Source organism: Achromobacter sp. HZ34 (genome assembly GCF_002209485.1).
Taxonomy (GTDB): domain Bacteria; phylum Pseudomonadota; class Gammaproteobacteria; order Burkholderiales; family Burkholderiaceae_B; genus Bordetella_C.
Genome location: NZ_NJIX01000001.1, coordinates 454543 through 479437, shown reverse-complemented (window position 1 = coordinate 479437; position 24895 = coordinate 454543). Strand labels below are relative to the sequence as shown.

General features: G+C 66.2%; 18 protein-coding genes. 9 read left to right on the top strand and 9 right to left on the bottom strand.

Annotation, left to right across the window (positions count from 1 at the left end; all coding sequences use genetic code 11):
• Window positions 1-13: 13 nt before the first annotated feature.
• From CEY05_RS01990 to CEY05_RS01955, 8 genes are all read right to left on the bottom strand, one after another.
• On the bottom strand, window positions 14-1150 hold the full coding sequence (locus tag CEY05_RS01990; RefSeq protein ID WP_088595713.1) for a M14 family metallopeptidase: 1137 nt from the start codon (window positions 1148-1150) through the stop codon (window positions 14-16).
• Between the two features lie 105 nt (window positions 1151-1255).
• The gene (locus tag CEY05_RS01985) at window positions 1256-2041 is read right to left on the bottom strand and encodes an HpcH/HpaI aldolase/citrate lyase family protein (RefSeq protein ID WP_088595712.1); all 786 of its coding nucleotides are present in this window, start codon (window positions 2039-2041) and stop codon (window positions 1256-1258) included.
• A 49-nt stretch (window positions 2042-2090) separates the two neighbouring features.
• The gene (locus CEY05_RS01980; protein WP_233161309.1) at window positions 2091-3125 is read right to left on the bottom strand and encodes a tripartite tricarboxylate transporter substrate binding protein; all 1035 of its coding nucleotides are present in this window, start codon (window positions 3123-3125) and stop codon (window positions 2091-2093) included.
• Between the two features lie 52 nt (window positions 3126-3177).
• The gene (locus tag CEY05_RS01975) at window positions 3178-4200 is read right to left on the bottom strand and encodes a LacI family DNA-binding transcriptional regulator (protein ID WP_088595711.1); all 1023 of its coding nucleotides are present in this window, start codon (window positions 4198-4200) and stop codon (window positions 3178-3180) included.
• Window positions 4197-4964 (bottom strand): SDR family NAD(P)-dependent oxidoreductase, encoded by a 768-nt coding sequence (locus tag CEY05_RS01970; protein WP_088595710.1) that lies wholly within the window; start codon window positions 4962-4964, stop codon window positions 4197-4199. The genes CEY05_RS01975 and CEY05_RS01970 overlap by 4 nt, the downstream gene beginning before the upstream one ends.
• The gene (hisD, locus tag CEY05_RS01965) at window positions 4961-6286 is read right to left on the bottom strand and encodes a histidinol dehydrogenase (RefSeq protein WP_088595709.1); all 1326 of its coding nucleotides are present in this window, start codon (window positions 6284-6286) and stop codon (window positions 4961-4963) included. Before hisD ends, CEY05_RS01970 begins: the two co-directional genes overlap by 4 nt.
• A 152-nt stretch (window positions 6287-6438) precedes the next feature.
• A complete protein-coding gene (gene eutC / locus CEY05_RS01960; protein WP_088595708.1) occupies window positions 6439-7242 on the bottom strand; it encodes an ethanolamine ammonia-lyase subunit EutC in 804 nt (267 codons plus the stop codon).
• Window positions 7243-7314: 72 nt separating this feature from the next.
• Entirely contained in the window at window positions 7315-8679 is a 1365-nt protein-coding gene (locus CEY05_RS01955; protein WP_088595707.1) for an ethanolamine ammonia-lyase subunit EutB, read from the bottom strand.
• A gap of 202 nt (window positions 8680-8881) precedes the next feature.
• On the opposite strand from CEY05_RS01955, the gene CEY05_RS01950 reads away from it, so the two are divergent.
• From CEY05_RS01950 to CEY05_RS01920, 7 genes are read left to right on the top strand one after another with little or no spacing between them, the layout of a single operon-like run.
• The gene (locus tag CEY05_RS01950) at window positions 8882-9745 is read left to right on the top strand and encodes an N-formylglutamate amidohydrolase (protein ID WP_088595706.1); all 864 of its coding nucleotides are present in this window, start codon (window positions 8882-8884) and stop codon (window positions 9743-9745) included.
• 22 nt (window positions 9746-9767) lie between these two features.
• The gene (locus CEY05_RS01945) at window positions 9768-11276 is read left to right on the top strand and encodes an ABC transporter substrate-binding protein (RefSeq protein ID WP_088595705.1); all 1509 of its coding nucleotides are present in this window, start codon (window positions 9768-9770) and stop codon (window positions 11274-11276) included.
• 27 nt (window positions 11277-11303) lie between these two features.
• The gene (locus tag CEY05_RS01940; RefSeq protein WP_088595704.1) at window positions 11304-12263 is read left to right on the top strand and encodes an ABC transporter permease; all 960 of its coding nucleotides are present in this window, start codon (window positions 11304-11306) and stop codon (window positions 12261-12263) included.
• Window positions 12256-13104, top strand: coding sequence for an ABC transporter permease (locus tag CEY05_RS01935; protein WP_088595703.1), 849 nt, complete (start codon window positions 12256-12258; stop codon window positions 13102-13104). Before CEY05_RS01940 ends, CEY05_RS01935 begins: the two co-directional genes overlap by 8 nt.
• Window positions 13101-15056: an ABC transporter ATP-binding protein gene (locus CEY05_RS01930; protein WP_088595702.1), complete on the top strand. Its 1956-nt coding sequence runs from the start codon at window positions 13101-13103 to the stop codon at window positions 15054-15056. The genes CEY05_RS01935 and CEY05_RS01930 overlap by 4 nt, the downstream gene beginning before the upstream one ends.
• Entirely contained in the window at window positions 15053-16102 is a 1050-nt protein-coding gene (locus CEY05_RS01925; protein ID WP_088595701.1) for a LacI family DNA-binding transcriptional regulator, read from the top strand. Before CEY05_RS01930 ends, CEY05_RS01925 begins: the two co-directional genes overlap by 4 nt.
• Before the next feature lie 14 nt (window positions 16103-16116).
• A complete protein-coding gene (locus CEY05_RS01920) occupies window positions 16117-17754 on the top strand; it encodes a gamma-glutamyltransferase (protein WP_088595700.1) in 1638 nt (545 codons plus the stop codon).
• A 104-nt stretch (window positions 17755-17858) separates the two neighbouring features.
• Here the strand turns inward: CEY05_RS01920 and CEY05_RS01915 are convergent, their stop codons facing one another.
• Window positions 17859-22913, bottom strand: a complete 5055-nt coding sequence (locus CEY05_RS01915) for a response regulator (protein ID WP_143220253.1) — start codon at window positions 22911-22913, stop codon at window positions 17859-17861.
• A gap of 184 nt (window positions 22914-23097) precedes the next feature.
• Between CEY05_RS01915 and CEY05_RS01910 the strand changes: the two genes are divergently transcribed.
• The gene (locus CEY05_RS01910; RefSeq protein WP_088595699.1) at window positions 23098-24177 is read left to right on the top strand and encodes a sensor histidine kinase; all 1080 of its coding nucleotides are present in this window, start codon (window positions 23098-23100) and stop codon (window positions 24175-24177) included.
• Window positions 24165-24881: a LytTR family DNA-binding domain-containing protein gene (locus tag CEY05_RS01905; RefSeq protein ID WP_088595698.1), complete on the top strand. Its 717-nt coding sequence runs from the start codon at window positions 24165-24167 to the stop codon at window positions 24879-24881. The genes CEY05_RS01910 and CEY05_RS01905 overlap by 13 nt, the downstream gene beginning before the upstream one ends.
• Window positions 24882-24895: the final 14 nt, after the last annotated feature.

Sequence of the window (24895 nt, the reverse complement as noted above, 5' to 3'; positions counted from 1 at the left end):
GCTCGTCTCTCACTCATTCAACGCCATGCTTCGCGCCAGCCAGATGCCACGTAGCCATGCCGTCTACCGCCTGCCGGGTGATACGCAAGCCATGCTTGATCACCGCTCGGCGCCACAGGCTGGAAGTGGGCACCATGGCATCGATGACGTCGGCGCGCAAGACGGCATCGCGGCGCGCGTCCGGCTGGGCCGGCGCCTTGAAGCGCAACCACTGGTCCAGCCGCGAGGCCGCGCGCGCGGGCCCGGCGGCGGTGCCGTACTCGATCACCGCGCCCACCATGGGCCGGTCGCCCAGGAACTGCCGCACGCCGTTGAAGACCAGCCCTTGATAATCCGGTCGCGCCAGCCCGTTGGGGCGTTGTCCCACGACCAGGTCCTGGCCCCACCAACGGGCTGCCTCGGCCTGCAGGTCGCTGCCGTCCGGATTGAAGCACAGGAAGAACGGCTGGCCGTAATCACCGATGCCGGTGTGCCAGTCGATCAGGCCGACCTGCCGCGCACCGGGCAGATGTGCCTGGACGATGCGTTCCAGCGTCACGTTGGACCATTCCCGCTGCGAACCGCCGTACATGACGCCGTCGGGGTGCGTGTACTGCCCACGGGCGGTGACATCGAACAAGGCATCCGCGCCATGCCGTTCGCGGAAGCGCGCGGTCGCGGCTTCGGTCGCCGCCAGCGTCGCCTCGGACCACGCCGCGGGTATCAGCGCGTCGTGCAGTTCGGCATAGCCGGGATTGGCCGGGTAGGCCGCTCGATGGTCGACGAAGTTGCGATTCAGGTCGACATTGTTTTCCGTGGTCCGGGACGCGTAGGCGAAGCCATAGGGATTCAGTGCATGCACCAGCACCACGCCGACATCAGCGGGCAGCTTCCTGGCGTCGCCCGCTATCAGCCAGGCGACCTGCATGGCCGATCCTGCCCTGCCCTCCAGACCGTGCGTTCCGCTGATGACCAGCAGCTGGCGCGGCGCATCGCGCGAACCCACGGTGGCCACGTCGATCGCCAGCGGTTCGCCGGCGGGGCCGCGCCACTCGGGATGCGGATAGCTCGTCACCGCGGCACCGGCGCGGGCGGCAGCGTCGAGGAAAAGCGCGCGCGAGGACGCGTAGTCCTCGCCAAAGCAATGCCAATAATCCAGATGTTCGCTCATGGGGTTCCAAATCGTCGCATGGAGGCTGGGCGCCGCCGTGCGAAGGATTCTATCGATACACGTGAGCAGTCAAACAAACGATCCAGTATATGGGTATACCGCGTATCAATAACGTAATTTCGCATCCTTGCCAGCCGACGCTGCCTGCGCCAGGGCGCGGGTGATGATGCTGGTCGAGACATTGCAGAAATAGCGCGCGCCCCATGCGCCGTATTTTTCTTCGTCGGCGGGCGTCAGGGTGATGATGCCCGGGCATTTGCCGGCATCGGCGATGGCCTTGAGGCCACGTTCGATGGCGCGCTGCACGGGCTCGGCGTTCCAGTCGCTGCCATGGCCCATGGCATGCGCCAGGTCATTGGGCCCGATGAAGACGGCATCCACGCCCTCCACTCCGGCAATGCCGGCCGCCACGTCCACGGCCTCCGGCGTCTCGATCATGGCGATGAAGGCGATGCCGTCATTGCTGCGTTGCGTGTGGCCCGCGCCGCCATAGGCGCCGTAGCCCGCCGCGCGCGTGCTGAAGGCGCTGCCGCGGTTGCCCAGGGGCGGATAGCGCGTCATGCCCGCCAGGCGCCGTGCCTGCTCCACGGTCTGCACCATGGGCACCTGCACGGCACTGGCGCCCATGTCCAGAATGCGCGGAAGATCGTGCTCGAAGCAACGCACCACCGGTGCGATGCCTGACGCCCGCGCCGCGCGCAACATGTGCTCGGTCACGCCAAGGTCGGCGCTGCCGTGCTCGTTGTCGATGATGACGAAGTCGAAGCCGGCATAGGCGCACATTTCGATGATGGCCGGACTGGGCAGGCCATTGAACAGCCCGCGCAAAGGCTGGCCGCTGCGGAACATTGCCGGCAAGCGGCCATCGATGGGATAGCGGGGATCGGTCATGTTTGTCTCCTGGATGGGCGGGGTGGCATCGAACGGCGCGGATCGCGTATCAATCCGCCTGGATGCCGGCGTCCTTGATCACCTTGCCCCATTTTTCGATTTCACTGGCCTGGAACGCGGTGAATTGCGCCGAACCCCGGCCGTCCGGCGCCACGCCCAACATCAGCAATTTGGCGCGCACCTCGGGCGCGGCGACCGCATCGGCAATGGCCTTGGCAAGGCGATCCACCACCGGCGCCGGCGTCCCGGCCGGGGCGAAGATACCCTGCCACGACTGCATTTCAAAGCCCGGCAAACCCAACTCGGCCAAAGGTTTTGCCTGCGGCAGATCCGCCAGCGGCTTGGCCGACGTCACGCCCAGCACCCTGACCTTGCCCGAGTCGATCATGGGGCGCGCCGCCGCCACCGTGTCGAATACCATGTCGATCTGGCCGCCGATCAGGTCGATCATGGACTGCGAGCCGCCCTTGTAGACGATCTGGCGCAGCCGCGTGCCGGAGATGGACTGGAACAACTGCCCCGACAGATGCTGGGACGTGCCTGGCCCCGCGGTGCCGTAGGTCAGGGTATCCGGCTTGGCGCGGGCGGCGTCGATGACGTCCTGCACCGACTTGTAAGGGCTGTCGGCGCGCACCACCAGGGCATTGCTGACCATGCCCACCAGCGCCACGGGCGTGAAATCCTTGACGGGGTCATAGCCCAGCTTCTTGACGAAGAAGGGATTGACCGCATGCGTGGTGATGGTGCCGCCGACGATGGTGTAGCCATCCGCGTCGGCCCGCGCCACCAGCTGGGTGCCGACGATGCCAGACACGCCCGGCTTGTTCTCCACGATGACGGACTGTCCCAGCCGCTGGGTCAACTGTTCGGCCATCAGCCGCGCCACGCCGTCGGACACGCCGCCAGGCGAGAACGGCACGATGTAGCGGATGGTGCGAGTCGGGAACGCGTCGGCGGCGTGGGCGGGGGTAACCGCGGCAGACATGACGACAGCGGACATGGCGACGGCAGACACGACGACCGCGGCCGAGTTGAATCCGCCCTTGGCCGTCATGGCCAGGGCGCGTAGAAACTTGCTATACATGGATATGTCTCCTGCTTGATTGAATGCGGGCGGATATGGCGCCCTGCTATGGTTATGAAAGATCCTGCCCGGGCCTCACCGTGGCGCGTTCGACCATCACGCAAGGCACGACGATGTCACGCGGCCGCAACTCGGCCTGCATCTGTTCGCGCAGCAGCCCGACGGTGGCATCGACCATGAGTTCGAGGGGCTGCCGCACCGTCGTCAACCGGTACGCCCCCCACGCGGCCTGTGGTACGTCATCGAAGCCGACCACGCCCACGTCCTCCGGCACGCGCAGCTTCAGTTCCAGGCGCAATACATCCAGCGCGGCGATGGCCATATGGTCGTTGGCGACGAACAAGGCATCTACCGCGTCCTGCTGGAACAGGCGCCGGGTGGCAGCCTGCGCCTGGTCGAAGTTGTAATCGCCGGCCTCCCTGCGATGTACCTCGTGGCCAAGCTGGCGCAGGGCATCACGGAAGCCGCGCTCGCGCTCGATACTGGTGGACGAATCCCGCAGCCCCGCCAGGAAGCCGAAGCGGCGGTAGCCCCGCTGCACCAGCAGTTGCGCCGCCAACGCCCCGCCGGCATGGTTGTCCGACGTGACGGAGCTGCTGGCGTGGCGCGCCAGGCCGCCCAGCATGGAGATCCGGTTGAACTGCACCACCGGTACGCCCACCTCGGCACAGCTGCGCGCGATGTTCGGCGACAACATGGCCGAGGCCATGACGATGCCGTCCACCTGGTATTGCAGGATTTCCGCCAGCACGCCATCGGCCGCCTCGTCCACCTCGGCGATGAACATCAGCACGTGGTAGCCCTCTTTCTGCAGCTTCTGCGACAGCTTCTCGATGACCAGCGGATAGAACTGGTTTTCCAGATAGCTCATCACGAGGGCGACGATGCGGCTGCGGCGCGTGATCAGGCTGCGTGCCAGCGCGTTGGGCCGGTAGCCCAGCTTCTGCGCGGCGGCCAGCACCTTGCGCCGCGTTTCCTCGGACACGCTGGCGCCAGGTGTGAAGGTGCGGCTGACGGCGGATTGCGACACCTCCGCCAGATCCGCCACATCCTGGGCGCGCGGGGAGGTTCTCATGCGGCCGTCCACCCCGCGTCCAGCATCAAGGCGCTGCCCGTCATCAGGCTGGACGCGTCGCTGGCAAGAAACACGATGGCGCCCATGACCTCGTCGAGCCGGCCCACGCGGCCCAGCGCGTTGCGCGCGCAGATCCAGTCGCGAAACCCCGGCTGCGCCAGCATGGGTTCGGTCATCGGGGTCTCGATGAAGGTGGGGCAAATGGTATTGACGCGGATACCCGCCGCGCCCACCTCCCAGGCCAGCGCCCGTGTCATGCCTTCCAGGGCATGCTTGCTGGCGCAATACACGGTGCGGCGCGGACTGCCCACATGCCCCATCTGCGAGGACACGTTGATGATGGAGCCGCGGCGCCCGTCCGCCAGAAGACGGCGCGCCACCGCGCGGCTGGTGTAGAACGTCGCCTTCACATTCAGGTCGAACACCGCGTCGATGTCCTCGTCGGCCAGTTCCACCAGCGGCTTGGGACGGTTCATGCCGGCATTGTTGACCAGGATGTCGTAGGCCTCGCCTTGCATGATGACGCGGTCGACCGCGGCCGCATCAGTGACGTCCAGCACTTGCGCGGCACAGGCGATATCCTCCGCCCGCAGTGCCGCGCACACTTGTTCCAGCTCGGCGCCCCGGCGCGCCGCCACCGTCACATGCGCGCCCGCGCGGCCCAGCGCGGCAGCCGCGGCCAGGCCGATGCCGCCACTGCCGCCCGTCACCAAGGCGCGGCGGCCCCGCAGGCCGAAGTCCGGCCCCTGCGGCAGCGCGATCATGCCTTGGCTCCCGCGGCCACCGGCTCGTACCACGGCAGATCGGGCCGATTGCCATAGCGGCGCACGCGGATATTGGCCTGCTCGCCATGGCCGGCGAAGTTTTCCATATGGCACAGGCGCGAGCAGTATTCGCCGATGGCGGCACTGGCACTGTCGGTCAGCACGCGCTGGTACGTGCAGGTCTTGAGGAACTTGCCCACCCACAGCCCGCCCGTGTAGCGCGCATTGCGATTGGTCGGCAGCGTGTGATTGGTGCCGATCACCTTGTCGCCGAAGCTGACGTTGGTGCGCGGGCCCAGGAACAGCGCGCCGTAGTTGGTCATGTTCTTCAGGAAGTAATCGGGGTCGCGCGTCATGACCTGCACGTGCTCGTAAGCCAGCTCATCGGCCACCTTCAGCATTTCTTCCTGCGTGTCGCAGACGATGACTTCGCCACAGTCCGCCCAGCTCTTGGAAGCGATGGCGGCGGTGGGCAACTTCGCCAGTTGGCGGTCGATCTGGCCCATGGTGTCGTAGGCCAGCTTTTCGCTATTGGTCAGCAGTATCGCCGGCGAAGTGGGGCCGTGTTCGGCCTGCCCGAGCAGATCGACGGCGCACAATTCGCCATCCACGCTGTCGTCGGCGATGACCAGCGTTTCCGTCGGGCCGGCGAACAGGTCTATGCCCACCCGGCCGTACAACTGGCGCTTGGCTTCGGCCACGAACATATTGCCGGGCCCCACCAGCATGTCGACGGGCGCCACGCTGGGCGTGCCCACGGCCATTGCCACCACGGCCTGCACGCCGCCCAGGACCAGGATTTCGTCAGCGCCGGCCATGTCCATGGCCGTGACGATGGCGGGATGCGGCTTGCCTTGATAAGGCGGGGCCGTGGACACGACGCGGTTGACGCCCGCCACCTTGGCCGTCAGCACGCTCATGTGCGCTGACGCGATCATGGGATATTTGCCGCCGGGGATATAGCAGCCCACCGCGTTCACGGGCACGTGCTTATGGCCCAGAACGACGCCGGGGTAGGTTTCCACTTCGACGTCGCGCATCGATTCGCGCTGGATGGTGGCGAAGTTGCGGATCTGGGCCTGGGCAAAGGCGATGTCCTCGATTTCGCGTGCCGACAATGCCTTGCGGGCTTGTTCGATTTCGGCGCGGGACAGGCGGAAATCGGCGGGATCCCACTGGTCGAACTTGCGGCTGTATTCGCGGACGGCGTCATCGCCTCGGGTTTCGATGTCGCGGATGATGCCTTCGACGGTGGCGCGCACCTTGGCATCGTCTTCGGTTTTCACGGCGGCGGTACGGCCGCGCTTCAAGTAGCGGATCATGGGGGGTCTCCTGCCCTGCAACAGTGATTATGTGGACATGCAATGGGAGGCAGTTTTGGATTCTTGCATACGTATGCAAATACGTAGAAACCCTAATCGCGATCTTGTGAAGAGAGTTTTTTGATGATGGGGGGAACCCCCATCGGGCCCCCTTAGCTGCCTTCGTCCTTGAGGCGAACGCCTGAGGCTCCTTCCGTGCGCATGCGGTCGGCCAGCCAGGCGATCTTGCGGGCGGCTTCGGCCAAGGGGAAGCCTTCCGGGCGGATGTTGGAAACGCAATTGCGCTCGGCGTCCGTGCGGCCCACCTTGGGCATCCATGTCATGTAGGCACCCAGCGAATCGGGCGATGACAGCCCTGGGCGTTCGCCCACCAGGATGACCATGCACTTCACGTCCAGCGCCTCGCCGATGTCGTCGCCCGCGGCAACGCGGCCTTGTTCCAGCAGGACCAGCGGCGCCAGCAACCACCCCTGCTCCCGCAACAACGGTACCAGATGGCCCAGCAAGGCCGTGGCATGCTGCTGTCCCGCCGTGGCGGACAAGCCATCGGCCACGGTGATGCAAAGATCAAGACCCCGTTGTCCGCAAGACAGCAATCGCTCGCGCGAATCGGCATCCAGCCGCCGGCCCAGGTCGGGACGCAGCAGATAGCGTTGCCGCTCGGCGGCCTCGCTACGGCACTGCAGCACCGGCAGCCCAAGCGGCAGCAGGTCGGCGCGCAAGGCATCGACGTCCAGCGCGGCATGCACGGCGTCGCGCGCCCGCGCATGCGACAGCCGGAAGTCGAGCAGCGACTCCGTAGCCAGGGACGCGCCAGAACGCGGCAAGCCGATGCGCGCTGCCGTCAATTGGCGCAGCCGCCGCCACAAGGGCGCCGTGGTGGCGGTGTCGGGCAGCTCGGCGGCATTGCCCTTTTGGCCGTCTTCTCCCGCGCCATCCCTATCTTCGATCTTCATCGCAGGTCTCCCTTCATGCTGCCGGGAGCAAGGTGCTGAACCCTGTCTTCGGTTTTCATCGCAAGCCTCCCTTCACGCTGCCGGGAGCAAGGTGGCGAACGCCGGTGGCAAGGTCACCGGCCTTATCCGGCCGTTGCCATCGCACAGGCCCTGCTTGACCAGCCACGCCTCGAACTCCGGCGCGGGCCGCTTGCCCAACAGCTCGCGCATGGCCAGGGCGTCGTGGAACGACGTGCTCTGGTAGCCCAGCATGATGTCATCCGCACCCGGCACGCCCATGACGAAGTTCACCCCTGACGCCACCAGCAGCGTCAGCAAGGCGTCCATATCGTCCTGGTCCGCTTCCGCGTGATTCGTATAGCAGACGTCGCAGCCCATGGGCACGCCCAGCAGCTTGCCGCAGAACTGGTCTTCCAGCGCGGCCCGCATGATCTGCTTGCCGTCGTACAGATACTCCGGCCCGATGAAGCCCACCACGCTATTGACCAGGAACGGCGCATACGCTCGCGCCACCGCATAGGCGCGCGCCTCCAGCGTCTGCTGGTCGACCCCGTGATGCTGGCCGGCCGACAGCGCGCTGCCCTGCCCCGTCTCGAAATACATCACGTTGGATCCCACCGTGCCGCGCGCCAGCGACAAGGCGGCGTCGCGGGCTTCGGCCAGCAGCGCCAGGTCGATGCCGAAGCCCCGATTGGCGCCTTCGGTGCCGGCGACAGACTGGAACACCAGGTCCACGGGCGTGCCCCGTTCGATCAGGGCGATGCCCGTCGTCACGTGGGTCAGCACGCAACTCTGGGTGGGTATCTCCAGGCGTTCGCGCACCTCGTCCAGCCGGCAAAGCAGGTCCCTGGCCATGGCCGGACTGTCCGTGGCGGGATTGATGCCGATGACCGCGTCTCCCGCCCCCAGCAACAAGCCGTCCAGGATGCTCGCCGCGATGCCCGCCGCGCTGTCGGTGGGATGGTTGGGCTGCAGGCGCACCGACAGCCGGCCCGGCAGGCCTACCGTATTACGAAAGCGGGTGACCACGCTGCACTTCGCCGTGACCAGCATCAGGTCCTGCAAGCGCATCAGCTTGCTGACGGCCGCCACCATCTCCGGCGTCAGGCCGGGCCCAACCTGGGTCAGCGCCGCGGTGTCCGTGGTGTCTGCCAGCAGCCAGTTGCGAAACTCACCGACCGTCATGTGCGACACGGGGGCGAAAGCCCGCGCATCGTGCGTATCGACGATCAGCCGGGTGACTTCATCCGTTTCATACGGCACCAGGGCCACATTCAGGAACTCGCTCAGCGGCAGATCCGCCAATACATACTGCGCGGCCACGCGTTCCTCGCTGGAACGGGCCGCAACCCCCGCCAGGACGTCGCCGCTGCGCAGCGGCGTGGCCCTGGCCATCACTTCCTTCAGTCCGTCGAATACGTGGCGAACACTGCCCATCGTCGTGGCGTACACGGATCATCCTCGTCAAACATCCACTGCCATTCTAGTGGGCTTCCGTGACGCGCGGCAGCGCTGAAGCGCCGCAGCGACTAGGGTTTATCCGAACTGGCCAATGTATTGACCCTGGCGGGCACTGCGCGCAGAATCTGCGGCAGGAAAACGTTTTCCTGGACACTTGCCCTACGGAGTTTCAGCAGCCATGAAAGTCAACCCTGGCGTATTCTTGCGACGCGACCCGAACGGCGCCGGCGTCCCCGTGGTTTTCGACATCCCACGCAGCGGCACCTGGTACCCCTGCGAATTCGCGCCCGCCGCGCCTTTCCTGGACCTGCACCAATCCGTGTCCATGCACGTGCCCGATCTCTACACGGATGTCGTGGATAGCGGCGCCGGCTGGCTGGCGGCCACCTTCCCCAATATGTATATCGATGCCAACCGCCACGAGGGCGACATCGATCCCGACCTGCTGGACGGCCCCTGGCCGGGCACGCTGGAAACCACCGAGAAATCGCGCCTGGGCATCGGCCTGATCCACTCCAAGTGCGGCAAGCGCGGCGTGCCGATCTACGACAAACCCCTTAGCGTGGCGGACGTCCAACGGCGGCTGGACCAGTACTACTGGCCGTACCACAACGAACTGGCCGCCATGCTGGCCGAACGCAAGAAGCTGTTCGGCGGTGCTTACCACATCAGCTGCCACAGCATGGCCTCCGTCGGCGGCCCGTCCACGCTGGACCGCGGCAAGCCCCGTTCCGATTTCGATATCGGCGATCGCAACGGCAGCACCTGCGACCCGGCCCTGAGCGAACTGATCGTGGCCACGCTGGGCGGCTTCGGCTACCGGGTCACCAAGAACTTCCACTATGCCGGCGCCGAGTCCGTGCGCAAGCATGCCCAGCCCGCGGCCGGCATCCACAGCGTGCAGATCGAAATCAAGCGCGGGCTGTACATGAACGAAGACACCTTCGAGCGCAGCAAGGACTTCGGCACGGTCAGGCAGCACCTGGGCGAGCTGGCCAAGGTCATCGCGCGCTTCGCCACGGAACGAACCAAGGCTCAATAAAGGGATAAGAGGAACCGCCACCATGAAAGTCGTTCTTCGTATCGCGAGCGTGTGCGCGGCCGTGTGCCTGCCCTTCGCCGTTGCACTGACGGCGCATGCCGCGCCCAAGACCGAACTGGTCGCCACGATCAATTCGAACGTCAACTTCCTCTATCCCGGCCGCGGCGTCGCGGCGGAGGACTACAACTTCGGGATGCTGGTCTACAACGGCCTGGTCGGCATCGACGAGAAGCTGCAGCTGGTGCCCGAACTGGCGGAAAGCTGGAGTTCGGACGCCAGCGCGAAGCAATGGACCTTCAAGCTGCGCCCCGGCGTGAAGTTCTCCGACGGCAAGCCTTTCGTCGCCGCCGATGTCACCCACACCTTCGCCCTGCTGGCCGACCCGGCGCTGGCATCGCGCGCCCGCTCCACCGCGGAGATGGTGGACCACATCGAGACGCCCGACGACCATACGGTCAAGTTCGTGCTGAAGGAACCCTACGGGGCCTGGCCCAATATGCTGATCGAACGGCAGCTGAAAATCGTGCCCGACGGCCATAGCGCCGAGGACCTGATGAAAAAGCCGGTGGGCACGGGCCCCTTCATGCTGGATAGCTACACGCCGGGCGACCGCCTGGTGGTGAAGAAGAACCCGAACTATTGGGAACCGGGGCTGCCGAAGCTCGACAAGGTCACCTTGCGCATCATTCCCGAGGACGCCGCCAAGGTGGCTGCCTTGTCCGCGGGCGATGTCGATATCCTGTGGAACGTGCCGCTGGAGTCCATCAAGGAATTGAAGGGCCTGTCCAATATCGTGGTGGACGAGGCCGCGACCTCCACTTGGGATGGCTTCGTCTTGAACAATGAGGTCAAGCCCTTCAGCGACGTGCGGGTACGGCGCGCTTTCGAACTGGCCGTCGACAAGCCGCAGCTGGTGCAGTTCGCCCTGTTCGGCTCGGGGGCGCCCACCCATACGCCCGTGCCGCCCAACAGCGCCGCCTTCAACAAGGACATTTCCTTCAAGCCCGACCTCGATGGCGCCCGCAAGCTGCTGGCCGAAGCCGGCTATCCCAAGGGCTTCTCCATCACCCTCAACGTGCCCGTCGGCCGGCCCACGCGCGAACGCGCCGCGGTGGCGCTGCAGCAGATGCTGAAGGAAATTGGCGTCAACGTGAAGCTGGAACGGGTGCCCTACAGCCGCTGGGGCGCCACCATCGCCGGCAAGTCGCCGTTCTACATGGATGGCTACCTGGCCCGCCCCACTCTGGATACCGCAACCTATCCCTGGTATCACAGCTCGGGTTCGTGGAACCGGCAGATGTGGCACTTCAAGAGCCAGCGCATCGATGATGTGCTGGACAAGGCGCGCATGGAAACCGACCCCGGGAAGCAGGACGCGCTGTACAAGACCTTCCAGCAGTATGCCGTCGAGGACGTGCCGGGCGTGGTGATGTACACGATCAACTTCGTCACGGCCTATCCGTCTTCCTTGAAGGGCTACCATACCCATCCCTACTCCTGGATGGATTTGCGCTCCGCCCACTTCGAGTGACGCGGCAAGCCGAACAAGGGAACGCCGATGCTGGAATACGTCATCAAGCGGCTGCTGCATGTGGTCGCCATCGTGGCAGTCATGTCGCTGCTGATATTCCTCATCACCCAGATCATGCCGGGCAATATCGCCCACCTGATCCTGGGCGACTTTGCCTCGCCGGAGGACATCGCCACGCTGGAAAACCAGATGGGCCTGAACGACCCCTGGTACGTGCAGTATCTGCGGTGGGCATCGGCCATGCTGCACGGAGACATGGGTAATTCCCTGTCCATGAACCAGCCGGTGGCCGAAGTGATCCGGGGTGCCGTGGGCCGGTCGGCGCTGCTGGCCGGTATCTCAATCGTGCTGGTGGCCATCATCGGCATCGGCCTGGGCGTGTATACCGGCATCCGCCGGGGCTCCCGGTCGGACCAGGCGATTTCCATGGTCACCTACGTGAACATCGCGATACCCGAGTTCTTCTGGGCCATCGTGGTGATCATGCTGTTCGCCGGCTATCTGCGCATCCTGCCCGCTACCGGCTATGCCAGCCTGGACGACGGCGTCTGGAACTGGCTGCGCCATCTCATCCTGCCCGTCTTCACCCTGGTGGCCGGCTTGATCGCGCACGTGTCCCGCCTTACCCGCTCCAGCGTGATCGACGTGATGAACAGCCAGTACATCCGCGTGGCGCGGGCGCGCGGGTTTTCCGAGCGGCGGGTGGTACGGCATCATGCCTTGCGCAACGCCCTGCTGCCGGCCATCACGGTGCTGGCGATCGACGTCGGTGTCCTGATGGGCGGCGTCGTCGTGGCGGAGACCATCTTCTCGTATCCCGGCCTGGGCCGCACCCTGATGTACGCCATCCAGCATATGGACCTGCCCCTGCTGCAGGCGTCCATGATGGTGGTGACCTTTGTCTATGCCCTGGCCAATGTGGCGGCGGACCTGCTCTATGCCTTCCTCAATCCCAAGATCCGCTACGGCGGCGCCAGCCATGCGTAAGCCGCGCGGAACCCGCAAGATCAGCGGCCTGGGTTTCGGACTGAATTTCGGCCTGGGACTGCTGCTGCTGGTCATCCTGGTGGCTGTGATCGGCCCCAGCCTGTCGCCCTTCCCCATGGACGCCACCTCCCTGGAACAACGCCTGGCCGCGCCCAACGCCGTCCATTGGCTGGGCACCGACGAGTTCGGCCGCGACGTGCTGAGCCGCGTGCTCAACGGTGCGCGCTCTTCGCTGGCCATGGGTTTTGGGGCAACGCTGTTCAGCATCCTGGTGGGCGTACCGCTGGGGCTGTCGGCGGGCTATTTCAAAGGCCGTGTGGACGACGTCATCATGCGCGCCGTGGACGTGATGATCTCCGTGCCGCCGGTCATCCTGGGCTTGCTGATCCTGTCCATCACCAGCCCCAGCCTGTGGAAGACCACGCTCGCCGTCGGCCTGGTCTATGTGCCCATCATGGTGCGGCTGACCCGCAGCGTGACGCTGGAAGTCTGTGGCGAGGAATACGTGCAGTCGGCGCGGGCGCGCGCCGAGCGCAATTCCTACATCCTGTTTTCAGAGATCCTGCCCAATGCCTGGCCCGCCATCATCGTCGAGTCATCGTTGCGCGTGACCTTCGCCATCCTGCTTGGCGCCGCGCTCAGTTTCCTGGGCCTGGGCGTGCAACCGCCCGCGTCGGACTGGGGCTTGATGATCGCCGAGGCCCGCCCCTTCATCGGCTCCGCGCCGTGGATCGCCTGTGCCCCGGGCATCGCCCTGTGCATCACGGTGATGGCCATCAACCTGATCGGCGACGGCTTGCGCGAGCGGCTGGATCCTCGCCTGCACCGGAGCCGGGCATGAGCGATCCCTTGCTGTCGATACGCAATCTCTGCATCGACTTCGTGGGTGGGGCGACGCCCATCCAGGCGCTGCGCAACGTCAGTGTGGATATCGCGCCCGGCCGCGCGGTAGGCCTGGTGGGCGAATCGGGTTCCGGCAAAAGCACCGTGGCCCTGGCTGCCTTGGGGCTGCCCGACAAGGAAGCACGCATCCGCGATGGCGCCATCCTGTTCAAGGGCCGGGACATCTACGCGATGTCGGAAGAGGAAAGACGCAAGCTGCGCGCCAGCGTGATCAGCATCGTCTTCCAGGATCCCTTCACCAGCCTCAATCCTTCCTTGCTGGTGGGGCACCAGATTCGCGAGGCGCTGGTGGTGCATCGCGGCTTCAGCACGGCGGATGCGGATGCCGAATGCCTGCGCCTGCTGCGCGAGGTCGGCATCGCCGATCCCGACAAGATGATGCGCAGCTATCCGCACCAGCTGTCCGGGGGCATGAAGCAACGCGCCCTGATCGCGGCGGCGCTGGCGTGCGACCCGGAACTGTTGATCCTGGACGAACCGACCACCGCCCTGGACGTCACCGTCGAGTCGCAGATCCTGGACCTGCTGGCGCAATTGCGGGTCACCCGCAAGCTGTCCATGCTGTTCATCAGCCACAACCTGGGCGTCATCGCCAGGATATGCGATGAGGTCTGCGTGCTGTACGCGGGGGAAGTCCTGGAGCATGGCGCCACTGCCCAGGTGCTGGCGGATCCGCGCCACCCTTATACGAAGGGGCTGCTGGCCGCCCTGCCCCATCTAGGCGAGCGGCGTAAGCGGCTGGTGCCGATCCCTGGCCGCCTGCCGCATCCGACGGCGCGTCCGCAAGGCTGCGTTTTTGCCGACCGCTGCGCGTTCGTGCAGGGTGAGCATTGCGCGACGTTGCAGATCATGGAAACACAGGGACCTGGGCATGCCGCCCGCTGCTGGCGTGCGCAAGACCTGGCCGGACGGTCGTGGCCTGCCGCACAGCCGGAAGTCACCGGTGAAAACCATGCCGATGGCACTGCCCGTGCTCCTGCCCCTGCCGCGAACACCGTCGCGAACGCAAACGCGAATGCAACGGGCACCAGGTCGCAAGCCAGGCCCATGGTCACGGTGCAGGGCCTGGAACGCGCGTTCCAAACGGGCGGCTGGCGCCTGCGCTTGCCACGCCTGTTGGGCGGCCGCTCTGGCGGCGCATCCGATGAGGCCAAGGTGTTCAAGGCAGTCGATGGGGTATCGCTAAGCGTCGGCGCAGGCGAAGTGGTCGGCCTGGTGGGCGAAAGCGGCTGCGGCAAGACCACCCTGGGCCGCTGTCTGATCGACCTGATCCATCCCACGGCCGGCCAGATCCGCATCGACGGCAGGAACCTGGTGACCGCGGATGCCAGGATGCGGCGATCCATCCTGAAGGACGCGCAGATGGTGTTCCAGAACCCGGACTCATCGCTCAACCCACGCAAGACCGTGCGTGAGATACTCGCGCGCCCCATGCAGCTGTTCGGCCTGACGACGACGACGGCCGAGACGCAACGCCAGGTCATGGCCCTGCTGGACCTGGTGCGCCTGGGCCCGCACTACGCGGACCGATACCCGCACCAGATGAGCGGCGGCGAAAAGCAGCGCATCGGCATCGCCCGTGCCCTGGCGACCAGGCCGCGCTTCATCGTGTGCGACGAGGCGGTGTCCGCGCTGGATGTGTCGGTGCAGGCATCGATCCTCAATCTGCTGTGCGACCTGCGCGATCAGTTGGGCGTCGCCTATCTTTTCATCTCGCATGACCTGGCCGTCGTCTCGCATATCGCGGATCGCATCTGCGTCATGTATAAGGGCAAGATCGTGGAGGAAGGCAGCGCGGACAGCGTGATCGATAATCCGCGCCACCCCTATACACAGAAACTCCTGTCCTCCGTCCCCTCGGTGGACAAGCTCGCAGGAAAAGCCCCATGAAGCGGAACCAGGATGCGTCGCAGCGGCGCGCCACGCTCGCCGACATCGCCGCGCGCGCCGGCGTGGCGACGTCGACGGTATCGCGCATCCTGATAGGCGAGAAAACCCTTTCCATCCGGCCGGAGACCCGCGAACGCGTGCTGGAACTGGCGCGCGAGCTGTCCTACCGGCCCAATACCCGTGCCCGCAGCCTGCAGGCGCGCAAGTCCTTTTCCGTCGGGCTGGTGATACCGGAGATCGACAACCCGGTGTTCGGCGCCATCATACGCGGCGCCCAGCGCGTGGCGCTGGAACGCGGCTACTCCCTGCTGATCGCTTACGCGGACAAGGACTTCCCGGACCAGGATCTGTACGCCCGCCTGGTGGAGGACAACCAGGTCGACGGCCTGCTGGTCACCACCCTGCAAACCGCACCGGCCTTCGATCCGGGACGCTGGAACATCCCTTATGTGCTGGTCAACCGCGACCGCGGCGCCGACGATCCCAAGGTGATGGTCGATTACCAGCATGGCACGCAGGACGCGGTGCGCCATCTCGCCGGCCTGGGCCACCGCAGCATTGCCTACGTCAGCGGGCCCCTGGAACACTATACGGGCCGCACCCGGCTGGCAGGCTACAAGGCGGGGCTGGCGCAAGCCGGCCTGCCCTTCGATCCGTCGCTGGTGGTGGAATGCGACTACGGCCGTGCCCAGGCCGAGTCGGCCATGGCCCATCTGCTGAACACCAGGAGCCCGGAGCAAGCCATTCCGACGGCGGTGTGCGCGGCCAACGTCAGTGTGGCGGCGGGCATACTTTCAGTATTGGCGCGTGCCGGCATTGCCGTGCCCCGGCAGATGTCCGTGCTGGCGCTGCTGGACACCTTTGTCGCCGACATGCTGACACCGCCCGTGACCGCGGTCAGCTATCCTTTCATCGATCTGGGCCGTGCCGCCGCGGCCTATTTGTTGGATATGATTGAACACGGCAGGCAATCCGCAGTGGTACAAGCATTGCCGCGGCAAGCCATCACACTGCGGGGATCCTGCGGGCCGGCGCCGGCCCGATAATCGGAGCGAAGACCATGGATAAACCACAAGCCCCTTCCATCGCCGCCAGCACGGAGAATCTTTCGCGCACCCAGGTGGTCGACAAGCCCATGGTCGAGAGCCGCGGCGGTATCGTGGCGTCGCAGAGCCGGCGCGCGGCACTGGCTGGCGTGGCGGTGCTGGACGCGGGCGGCGACGCCGTCGATGCCGCGGTGGCAACCTCCTTCGCCCTGGGGGTGGCCGAACCCTGGATGAGCGGCGCGGGCGGTGGCGGCGCCATGGTCATCTGGCGGGCGGACGAACAGCGCGCCTACGCCATCAACTTCGGCATGCATGCACCCGCCGAGCTGGACCCGGCCGCCTATCCCCTGGCGCCCGATGCCCCGCGCAGCGAGTTCTTCGGCTGGCCGGCGGTGCTGGACGATCGCAACGTGCGCGGCCCCAAGGCCATCGCCGTACCGGGTACCGTCGCCGGCATGGGCCTCGCGCACAGCCGCTACGGCCGCCTGCCGTGGCGCGACGTGCTGGCGCCTGCCGTAGGCATGGCCAGGCAGGGCCTGCTGGTGGACTGGTACGCGGGCTTGCTGATCGCGTCCTGCACGCGAGAACTGGCCATGGATCCGCATGCGGCCGGGCTGTTTCTCGATGACGGCAAATGGCCCATCATGGGCGGCTGGACGGCCTTGGCCGAGCGCCGGCTGGACCAGGGCAAGCTGGCGCAGACGCTGGCCCAGCTGGCCGACAAGGGCGCGGCGGAGTTCTATACCGGCGATATCGCCCAGGCCTTGGCGCGCGATATCCAGGACAAAGGCGGCTACCTGTCGGCACAGGATCTGGGCAACTATCTGCACACCCAGGGCACCCGAATCGAAGACCCCCTGACCATTCCCTATCGCGGCGCCCGTCTGCACGCACCGCCGGGATACACCGCGGGTCCCAGCCTGAAAGTGGCATTGGACGATTTACAGGCCGCCCTGCGGGAGCCGGCAACCGGGGGCGCACTGCCGGGCGCCGAAGCCTATGTCGCGATGGCGCGCGCGCTGGATCACGCGTTCAAGCAAAGGCTGACGCAGATGGGCGACCTGGATTCGCCCACGGCCCCCGCCTGCACCAGCCATTTCTGCGTGATCGACCGCCACGGCAATATGTGCGCGGTGACGCAGACGCTGCTGTCCGCGTTCGGTTCGAAGGTGGTGTCGCCGTCGACGGGGCTGCTGATGAACAACGGCATCATGTGGTTCGATCCGGAACCGGGCCGCCCCAACTCGCTGGCGCCCGGCAAGAAATGCCTGATGAACGTCTGCCCCGTGGTGGGCGAAACCGCAGCGGGCAACAGGTTCGCCGTGGGCGCGTCGGGCGGCCGCAAGATCATGGGATCGGTAATGCAGTTGTCCGTCTTCCTCAGCGAATACGGCATGACGCTGGAAGATGCTTTCCGCCAGCCGCGCATCGACATGAGCGGGAGCGGCACGGTGATCGCCAACAGCAAGCTGCCGGCGGCCGTGATCGACGCGCTGCTTGCGGCCTTCCCCACCGTGCAGACCCAGGCCACCCTTTATCCCTACGCCTATGCCTTCCCCTCGGCCGTCATGGCCAGCCAGGGCCGGCATTTCGGCGCGACCGAGATCACCTCGCCCTGGGCCGACGCGATCGGGCAGCAATCTGGCCAATAAGAAACGGCCAGGAGGCCGGACGCGGCGTCATGCCCAGGAATCGTCCGGTGTAGCATTTGGCAGCATCGCGGCAACGAGGACCGGCAAGGTGGTGGGAAACCACATCATTGTGGCGGCGCGGGATCCTCGCCTATTGCCTCGAACACGCGCTCCAGGTCTTCCGCGCTATACGGCTTGAGCAGATGCACGGCGCCGGTTACCGCCGCCTCGCCCGGCACCGCGCCGGCGTCATGCCCCGACGCGAAAATCACCTTCAAGTCCGGTTGGCGCGTCCGCGCGCTGGCCGCCAGCTCGATGCCCGACACCTCCGGCAAACCGATATCGGTCATCAGCACATCGACAGGATTGGCTTCCAGCGCCGCTAGCGCAGCCGACGCGTCCGCGGCCGGAACCACCTGGTGCCCCAGCGCCTCCAGCATTTCAGTGGTGGTCATGAGTATCAAGCCGTCATCTTCCACCAGCAGGATGCGCCATGACCGCGCCGCCTGCTGCGCTGTGGCACGGCCGGCAGCCAGCCCGGCCGCTGAACCGGGCGCTGCGCTGCGCCCTGCGCCGACTGCTGAACTGCGTTCTGGCCCAGCCGTGGAACCGCGCTCTGGCCCAGCCGCCGAGCCGGCCCCCAGGCCGTCCACCGAAGAACCCTCCAACCCGCCCGCCGCCAACGGCAGGCGCCCCTGCCGGGCTTCCTGCGCGGCATTGCGCTGCTGCTGGTTGCGCAGCACGTGGCGGATCTTGCGCGCCATGGCCTCGCGCGTGTAGGGCTTGCTCAGAAGATCGATGCCGTCGTCCAGACGGCCGTCGTGAATGATGGCGTTCTCGGTATAACCCGAGGTGAACAGCACCGCCACACCGGGCAGGCGCTCGCGCGTCTTGCGCGCCAGCTCCGGGCTGCGCAAGGGGCCCGGCATGACCACGTCGGTGAACAATAGGTCGATGGCCATGCCGCTCTCGACGATGGCCAGCGCGCTTTGCGCATCCTTGGCCCGCAACACGCGATAGCCCAGTTCGGACAGCAGGTCGACTACCGTGGCCCGCACGTCCTCGTCGTCCTCGACCGCCAGTATGGTCTCGGTGCCGCCTGCAATCGGCCCCGCGTCCACCTCGGCGACGATATCCTCGTCCTGTTTCTCGCGCGGCAGATACAGCCGCACCGTGGTGCCGTGCCCTGGTTCGCTATAGATCTTGATATGGCCGTTGGACTGCTTGACGAAGCCGTAGACCATGCTCAGCCCCAGGCCGGTACCCCGGCCTTCCGGCTTGGTGGTGAAGAACGGTTCGAACACCTGCTGCAGGATCTCGGTGCTCATGCCGGCCCCTGTGTCGGTCACCGCCACCATCACGTACTGGCCCGCCTTGACGTCGCCGTGGCGGGCGACGTAGTCGTCGTCCAGCACCGCATTGCCCAGCTCGATGGTCAGCTTGCCATGCCCCAGCATGGCATCGCGCGCATTGATGGACAGATTCAGCAAGGCGTTTTCGACCTGGAAAGGATCGACCAGCGTATTCCACAACCCACCCGACACGATGGTCTCGATTTCGATGGCATCGCCCAGCGCCCGCCGCAGCATGTCGTCCAGCCCGCGCACGAAGCGGCCCAGGTTGACGACCTTGGGCGCCAACGGCTGGCGCCGTCCGAATGCCAGCAACTGGGACGCCAGCTTGGCGCCCCGCGCAACCCCATCGAGGGCATTGCGCACCCGCTTCTCGGCCCGCTCGCTGCCCTGCACCTCGCGCGCCAGCAATTGCAGATTGCCGCCCACCACCTGCAGCAGGTTGTTGAAGTCATGCGCCACGCCGCCCGTCAGCTTGCCGACCGCTTCCATTTTCTGCGCCATGCGCAGCGCCTCTTCCGCCTGGCGCAGCGCCTCGGCGGCTTCCTTGTCCGCGGTGACGTCGCGGCCCACGCCATGCACACCCTTGCGTTCGGGATCGGCGGACAAGGTCCAGGCGATCCAGCGCCAGGCGCCCGCCGCGGTCAGCATGCGGCCTTCGTAAGACACCGGGCGGCCATGTTCGCGCAAGGCATGGACCGCACGCCAGGCCGCCGCGCGGTCGTCCGGGTGGATCAAGGCCGCGTAATGGCCGGCCATCAGCTCGCCGCGCGGATGGCCCAGGACCCGGGTCCATGATGGGCTGACTCGCAGAAGCTTGCCGTCGAAATCTCCCACGGCCAACAGGTCTTCGCTCAGTTCCCACAAGCGGTCCCGTTCGGCCATGGCTTCGGTCACCCGCAGCTCCAGGTTCTCGTTCAGTTCGTGCAGGGCTGACTGCGCCGCGGTACGCTGCGCGATCTCGGACTGCGCTGCCTGATACAGGTGAGCGTTGTCGATGGCGATCGAGGCTTGCGCGGCGATACCCACCGCCAGGCGTTCGGCGGCATCGGTGAAGACCGCTGGCTGGGGATGGCCCAGGAACAGGCCGCCCAGCACCTCGCCGCTGCGCGACACCACCGGCACCGCCAGATAGCTGCAGACCGGCAGATGCCCTTCCGGCATGCCGCGCCGCGGCGCGTTCAGGCCGTAGCGCGGATCCTTGGTGATGTCATCCGAACGCACGACGCCTTCACCCGCGAAGGTGGGACCGAACACGGCCGTGTTGCGCGGCATGGGGAATTTTTCGAAGGCGCTGCGTGGCGCGCCCGACAGGGTGTAGAGCGTGTAGCGCCCGCCTTCCTTGTCGAGAACGTTGTAGAAGAAAGCCCCGAAGGCGGCGCCCGTCAGCTCCGTCGCCGCATCGGTGATCACCTGCACGGCCCGGCTCAGATCAAGTTCCGCCGCGATGGTGATGCCGACCTTGTTCAGGGTCTCCAGGACCCGGGCATCTTCCCTGATCTTGCGCGCGGCTTCCTGGCGCAAGCGGTACATCTGCAGGTTGCTGGCCACCCGCGCCAGCAACTCACGCGCCGAAAAAGGCTTGGTCAGGTAGTCGTCGGCGCCTGCGCTCAAGCCCTCCACCCGCGATTCTTCGCCGGCGCGGGCGGACATCAGCAGTACCGGAACCTCGCGCAGCCCCTCGTCGGCGCGTACGGCGTTGAGCAAGCCGAAGCCATCCAGGCCGGGCATCATGATGTCCGACAGGATTAGCCCCGGCGGGTGCATGCGCGCGGCCGCCAGCGCCTCGTAGCCGTCCATGGCCACCGTGACGCCATAGCCCGCGCTGGTCAGGATGCGGCCGACGTACTCGCGCAAATCGGCGTTGTCGTCGACCACCAGCACTTCTTCCGCCAGCACGGTTTTGCCGGCGGCGCCTGTATCCAGCACCGAAGACAACTCGGGAACGGCGCCGCCGGCCTGCTCGTGGCCGGGCACCCACCGCATGGCATCGGCGATGAAAGCCTGGGCAGCGACACTGGCACCGGCGCGCGGGGGGCTGCTGATCACCGTATCAGAGGATAGATGCGCGTTGCCCAGCGGTAGCGTGACGACGAAAGCCGTGCCCAGGCCCAAAGTGCTCTCGGCAGCGATGGTGCCGCCCAGCAGGCGTACCAGTTCCTGCACCAGGGCCAGGCCGATGCCGCTGCCCTCGATGCTGCGGCCAACCGCCCCGCTGACGCGGCGAAAGCGGGTGAAGACGTGTGGCAACTCGTGTTCGGCGATGCCGATGCCGGTATCGGTGACGGACATGCGCGCCGAACGGCCGTCCGCCGACCGCTCCAGCGCGATGCGGATCTGGCCTTCGAAGGTGAACTTGAACGCATTGGACAGCAGGTTCAGGACGATCTTTTCCCACATTTCCCGGTCCACGTAGACCGGTTCCTGCAGGGATGGACAATCGACAATCAGCGCCAGGCCGGCCCTGTCGGTGGCGGACCGGAACAGCGAGGCCAACTCCGTGGTCAGCGCCGCCAGGTCGGTGGGCTCGTAGCGGGCCTGCACCCGGCCTGCTTCTATGCGGGAAAAATCCAACAGGCTGTTGACCAGCTTGAGCAGGCGCAGGCCGTTGCGATACGTCAGCTCCAGCAGTTGGCGCTGGCCGTCGTTGTCGGCCGCGCGCTGCAGCATTTCTTCCAGCGGCCCCAGCATCAGGGTCAACGGCGTGCGGAATTCGTGGCTGATGTTGGAGAAGAACGTCGTCTTGGCGCGGTCGATTTCGGCCAGCGCTTCCGCCCGGCGGCGTTCTTCCTCGTACGCATGCGCGTGGGCAATGGCGGCGCTGATCTGGCCGGCGGCCAGGTTCAGGAAGCCGCGGTAGCCTTCATCGAGCAGGCGATAGGGATTCAAGCCGACGATGAGCACGCCAGCCGGGCCCGTGTCGCCAGACGGCGCGATCGGCATCAGGATGGCGCGTGTCGGTGTGTGGCGCCAGGGGCCGCGCGGAAGTTCCGCGGAGCCGGCTGCCGTCGCAAAGCGCTCGGGCAGGTTTTCCAGCACGATGGCGTCCTGGCGCCGCAGCACGTCGGCAATGGGCCACACGCCAGTCTCATCGGCACCCAGGACCGGCGGCGCCGCGGGATGGCCCTCTCGTTCGAAACCGCAGCCGCCCACCAGGGACGCGTTGCCGCTTTCCGGCGCGGCCACGTAGAGCAAGGCGAACGGCAGGTCGTGCGGATTCAAGGACAGGGCGCGCATGCTGAGCCGGCACGCCTCGTCCCAGCTCAGCGCCTGGGTCGCCACGGAGGCCAGTTCGCGCAGCAGCCTGACCTGCCGATCGCCCACCACGGCCGCCGTATCGTCGCTGTTGGCACAGATGATGCCGCCCGCGCCGTAATCGTCGGCCGGGATGGGGCTGTAGGAAAAGGTGTAGTACGTCTCCTCCGGATAGCCGTTGCGCTCCATCAGCAGGAATTTCTTCTCGACGTAGGTCCCTTCGGTCCCGGACATCGCCGTGTCCAGCAGCGGGCCGATGTCCTCCCAGATTTCCTGCCAGACCTCGATGGTCGGCTGGCCCAGGGCCGCCGGATGCTTGCCGCCGATGATGCTCTTGTAGGGATCGTTGTAGAAGAAGATCAGGTCTGCGCCCCAGCCTATCCAGATGGGCTGGCGCGAGGTCAGCATGATGCGGATGGCGGTCTTCAGGCTCTGCGGCCACTGGGCCGGCGGCCCTAGCCGAGTGGAGGACCAGTCGTGGGAACGTATCAAGGCGCCCATCTCGCCGCCACCGGCCAGGAAAAAGGGTGCATCGGTCAGGGACTCGGCGGTCGGCGGCGTGATTCGATCCATCTAATACACAATCCTTGGCATGCGTCGGCAGGTAATGGGCAGCCTTGGCCAGCCAGGGGCTGGTCGGGGAGAAAACTGTATCATCAGGAAACCGACGCAGAGTATTACGATCTGAAAAAAAAGCAGTTATATCTTCCTGCTGATGAGCAGGATCTTTGGTGGAGCGTGCTTTGGCTGTAAGGACATGAGGGGAACCACGCCCCGCGGAACGACTCCGCTGCAAGATGCCGAGGGCCCCATCCTCTTCTGGCGCGTGCAGATCGCCGCGTGGCTCATGCTGGCGGCGCTCGGCTTTTGCATCCGGTATGTCGCCTATGGCAGCGCCATGGTGGCCTGGGTGCTGACCCTGCTGATGGATACGCTGGGGTTCGGGCTGACAAGCACGGCCGCCCTGCTGCATGCGCGTCACCCCGGCGCCAATCGCGTGCAGACCGCCGTCTGCGCGGCCTTGCTGTGCGTGGGCGCCTCGGCCCTGATGGCGAAACTGGGCGTCGAGACCCAGAACGCCCTGGTACCCGATTACGCGCCCTACGCGCTGCGCAACCGCGTGCCGATGGCTTTCATCTATTTCCTGGGCGTGTTCTGCATCTGGACCCTGGTTTATTTCGCCGCTCGCGCGGAGATGAAAGCGCGCGCCGAGCGCCTGCGGGCCTTGCGGGCGCAGACCCGCGCCCTGCAGCTGGAGCTGGAACATCTGCATCTGCAGATCGAGCCGCATTTCCTGTTCAATTCGCTCAACACCATCGTCGCGGAAATCCATGACCGTCCCGTTATCGCGGAGGAAATGACCCGGCGCCTGGCCGCCTATCTGCGCTATTCGCTGAGCCAGCGCAACAACGCGATCTGCGCCCTGCGCGACGAGTTGGGCGCGGTGGAGACGTACCTGGGCATCCAGGCCCTGCGCTTCGATGACCGCTTCAAATATCACCTCGATATCGATCCCGCGGCGCTGGATATGGGGATCCCGCACATGACCCTGCAAGGGCTTGCGGAGAACGCCATCAAGCATGGCAAGTTGGACGAGGACACGCCATTTCGCATCCATATCCGCGCCCGGCGCGAAGCCGACGCCCTGACCATAGAACTGGACAACCCCGGCCAGCTGGACCGGCCTTTCGATCCGCCGCATAGCGGCGTCGGCTTGAGCAACCTCAGCCAGCGGCTGGCGCTGCATTACCCCGGCCGCCATCGTTTCTCGCTGGAACAGCGCGCCGAGCGCACTGTCGCAACGTTATACATACAAGGAACATCGTGCTTCGCGTAGCCATCATCGACGACGAGACGCCGGCGCGGCGCTATTTGCGGCGCCTGCTGGAAGCCTATGCGGACGTGCAGATCGTCGGCGAAGCCGCGAACCTTGAACAAGCGCGTGCGCTGATCGAGCAGGAGTCGCCCCATGGCCTGTTCCTCGACGTCGAACTGACCCAGGGCACGGGGTTCGATCTGCTGCAGGGACTGGATCCGCAGATCGGGGTGGTCTTCGTCACCGCCCATACCGACCATGCACCGCGCGCCTTCGATGTCGAGGCACTGGATTATCTGCTCAAGCCGGTGGGCGCGCCGCGGCTGGAGCAGGCGCTATCGCGGTTGCGCAAGCAGGCCGCCGCGCGGCCGGCACCGGCTTACCTGGTGGTGCGCGGGCGCCAGGCGACGCGGCCCATCCGGCTGCAGGACCTCAGCGTGGTGCTGGCCCAGGGCGATTACGTGCAGCTGTGCTGCACGGACGGCAGCAGCGAGATGATGCTGGCCACGATGTCCGGCCTGCTGCCACGGTTGCCCATGCCGCCCTTCTTCCAGGCGTCGCGCTCGCTCATCATCAACCTGGATCACGTCGCCCGCGTGAGCAGCGGCGATCACCGCCAGGTCGAGTTCACGCAGGGCTGTGCGCCGGTCCAGCTCGGCTTGACCGCCTTCCAGCGCCTGAAGCAGGCCCTGGCGGCGCGTGCGGGGGAAGCTGTGCGGGCATGACTTCGCGCCGGGGG

Excerpts from the sequence above, each read along its gene's own strand:
- CEY05_RS01990 (WP_088595713.1), bottom strand. The coding sequence starts at position 1,150 with ATGAGCGAACATCTGGATTATTGGCATTGCTTTGGCGAGGACTACGCG.
- CEY05_RS01985 (WP_088595712.1), bottom strand. The coding sequence starts at position 2,041 with ATGACCGATCCCCGCTATCCCATCGATGGCCGCTTGCCGGCAATGTTC.
- CEY05_RS01980 (WP_233161309.1), bottom strand. The coding sequence starts at position 3,125 with ATGTATAGCAAGTTTCTACGCGCCCTGGCCATGACGGCCAAGGGCGGA.
- CEY05_RS01975 (WP_088595711.1), bottom strand. The coding sequence starts at position 4,200 with ATGAGAACCTCCCCGCGCGCCCAGGATGTGGCGGATCTGGCGGAGGTG.
- CEY05_RS01970 (WP_088595710.1), bottom strand. The coding sequence starts at position 4,964 with ATGATCGCGCTGCCGCAGGGGCCGGACTTCGGCCTGCGGGGCCGCCGC.
- hisD (WP_088595709.1), bottom strand. The coding sequence starts at position 6,286 with ATGATCCGCTACTTGAAGCGCGGCCGTACCGCCGCCGTGAAAACCGAA.
- eutC (WP_088595708.1), bottom strand. The coding sequence starts at position 7,242 with ATGAAGATCGAAGATAGGGATGGCGCGGGAGAAGACGGCCAAAAGGGC.
- CEY05_RS01955 (WP_088595707.1), bottom strand. The coding sequence starts at position 8,679 with ATGGGCAGTGTTCGCCACGTATTCGACGGACTGAAGGAAGTGATGGCC.
- CEY05_RS01950 (WP_088595706.1), top strand. The coding sequence starts at position 8,882 with ATGAAAGTCAACCCTGGCGTATTCTTGCGACGCGACCCGAACGGCGCC.
- CEY05_RS01945 (WP_088595705.1), top strand. The coding sequence starts at position 9,768 with ATGAAAGTCGTTCTTCGTATCGCGAGCGTGTGCGCGGCCGTGTGCCTG.
- CEY05_RS01940 (WP_088595704.1), top strand. The coding sequence starts at position 11,304 with ATGCTGGAATACGTCATCAAGCGGCTGCTGCATGTGGTCGCCATCGTG.
- CEY05_RS01935 (WP_088595703.1), top strand. The coding sequence starts at position 12,256 with ATGCGTAAGCCGCGCGGAACCCGCAAGATCAGCGGCCTGGGTTTCGGA.
- CEY05_RS01930 (WP_088595702.1), top strand. The coding sequence starts at position 13,101 with ATGAGCGATCCCTTGCTGTCGATACGCAATCTCTGCATCGACTTCGTG.
- CEY05_RS01925 (WP_088595701.1), top strand. The coding sequence starts at position 15,053 with ATGAAGCGGAACCAGGATGCGTCGCAGCGGCGCGCCACGCTCGCCGAC.
- CEY05_RS01920 (WP_088595700.1), top strand. The coding sequence starts at position 16,117 with ATGGATAAACCACAAGCCCCTTCCATCGCCGCCAGCACGGAGAATCTT.
- CEY05_RS01915 (WP_143220253.1), bottom strand. The coding sequence starts at position 22,913 with ATGGATCGAATCACGCCGCCGACCGCCGAGTCCCTGACCGATGCACCC.
- CEY05_RS01910 (WP_088595699.1), top strand. The coding sequence starts at position 23,098 with ATGAGGGGAACCACGCCCCGCGGAACGACTCCGCTGCAAGATGCCGAG.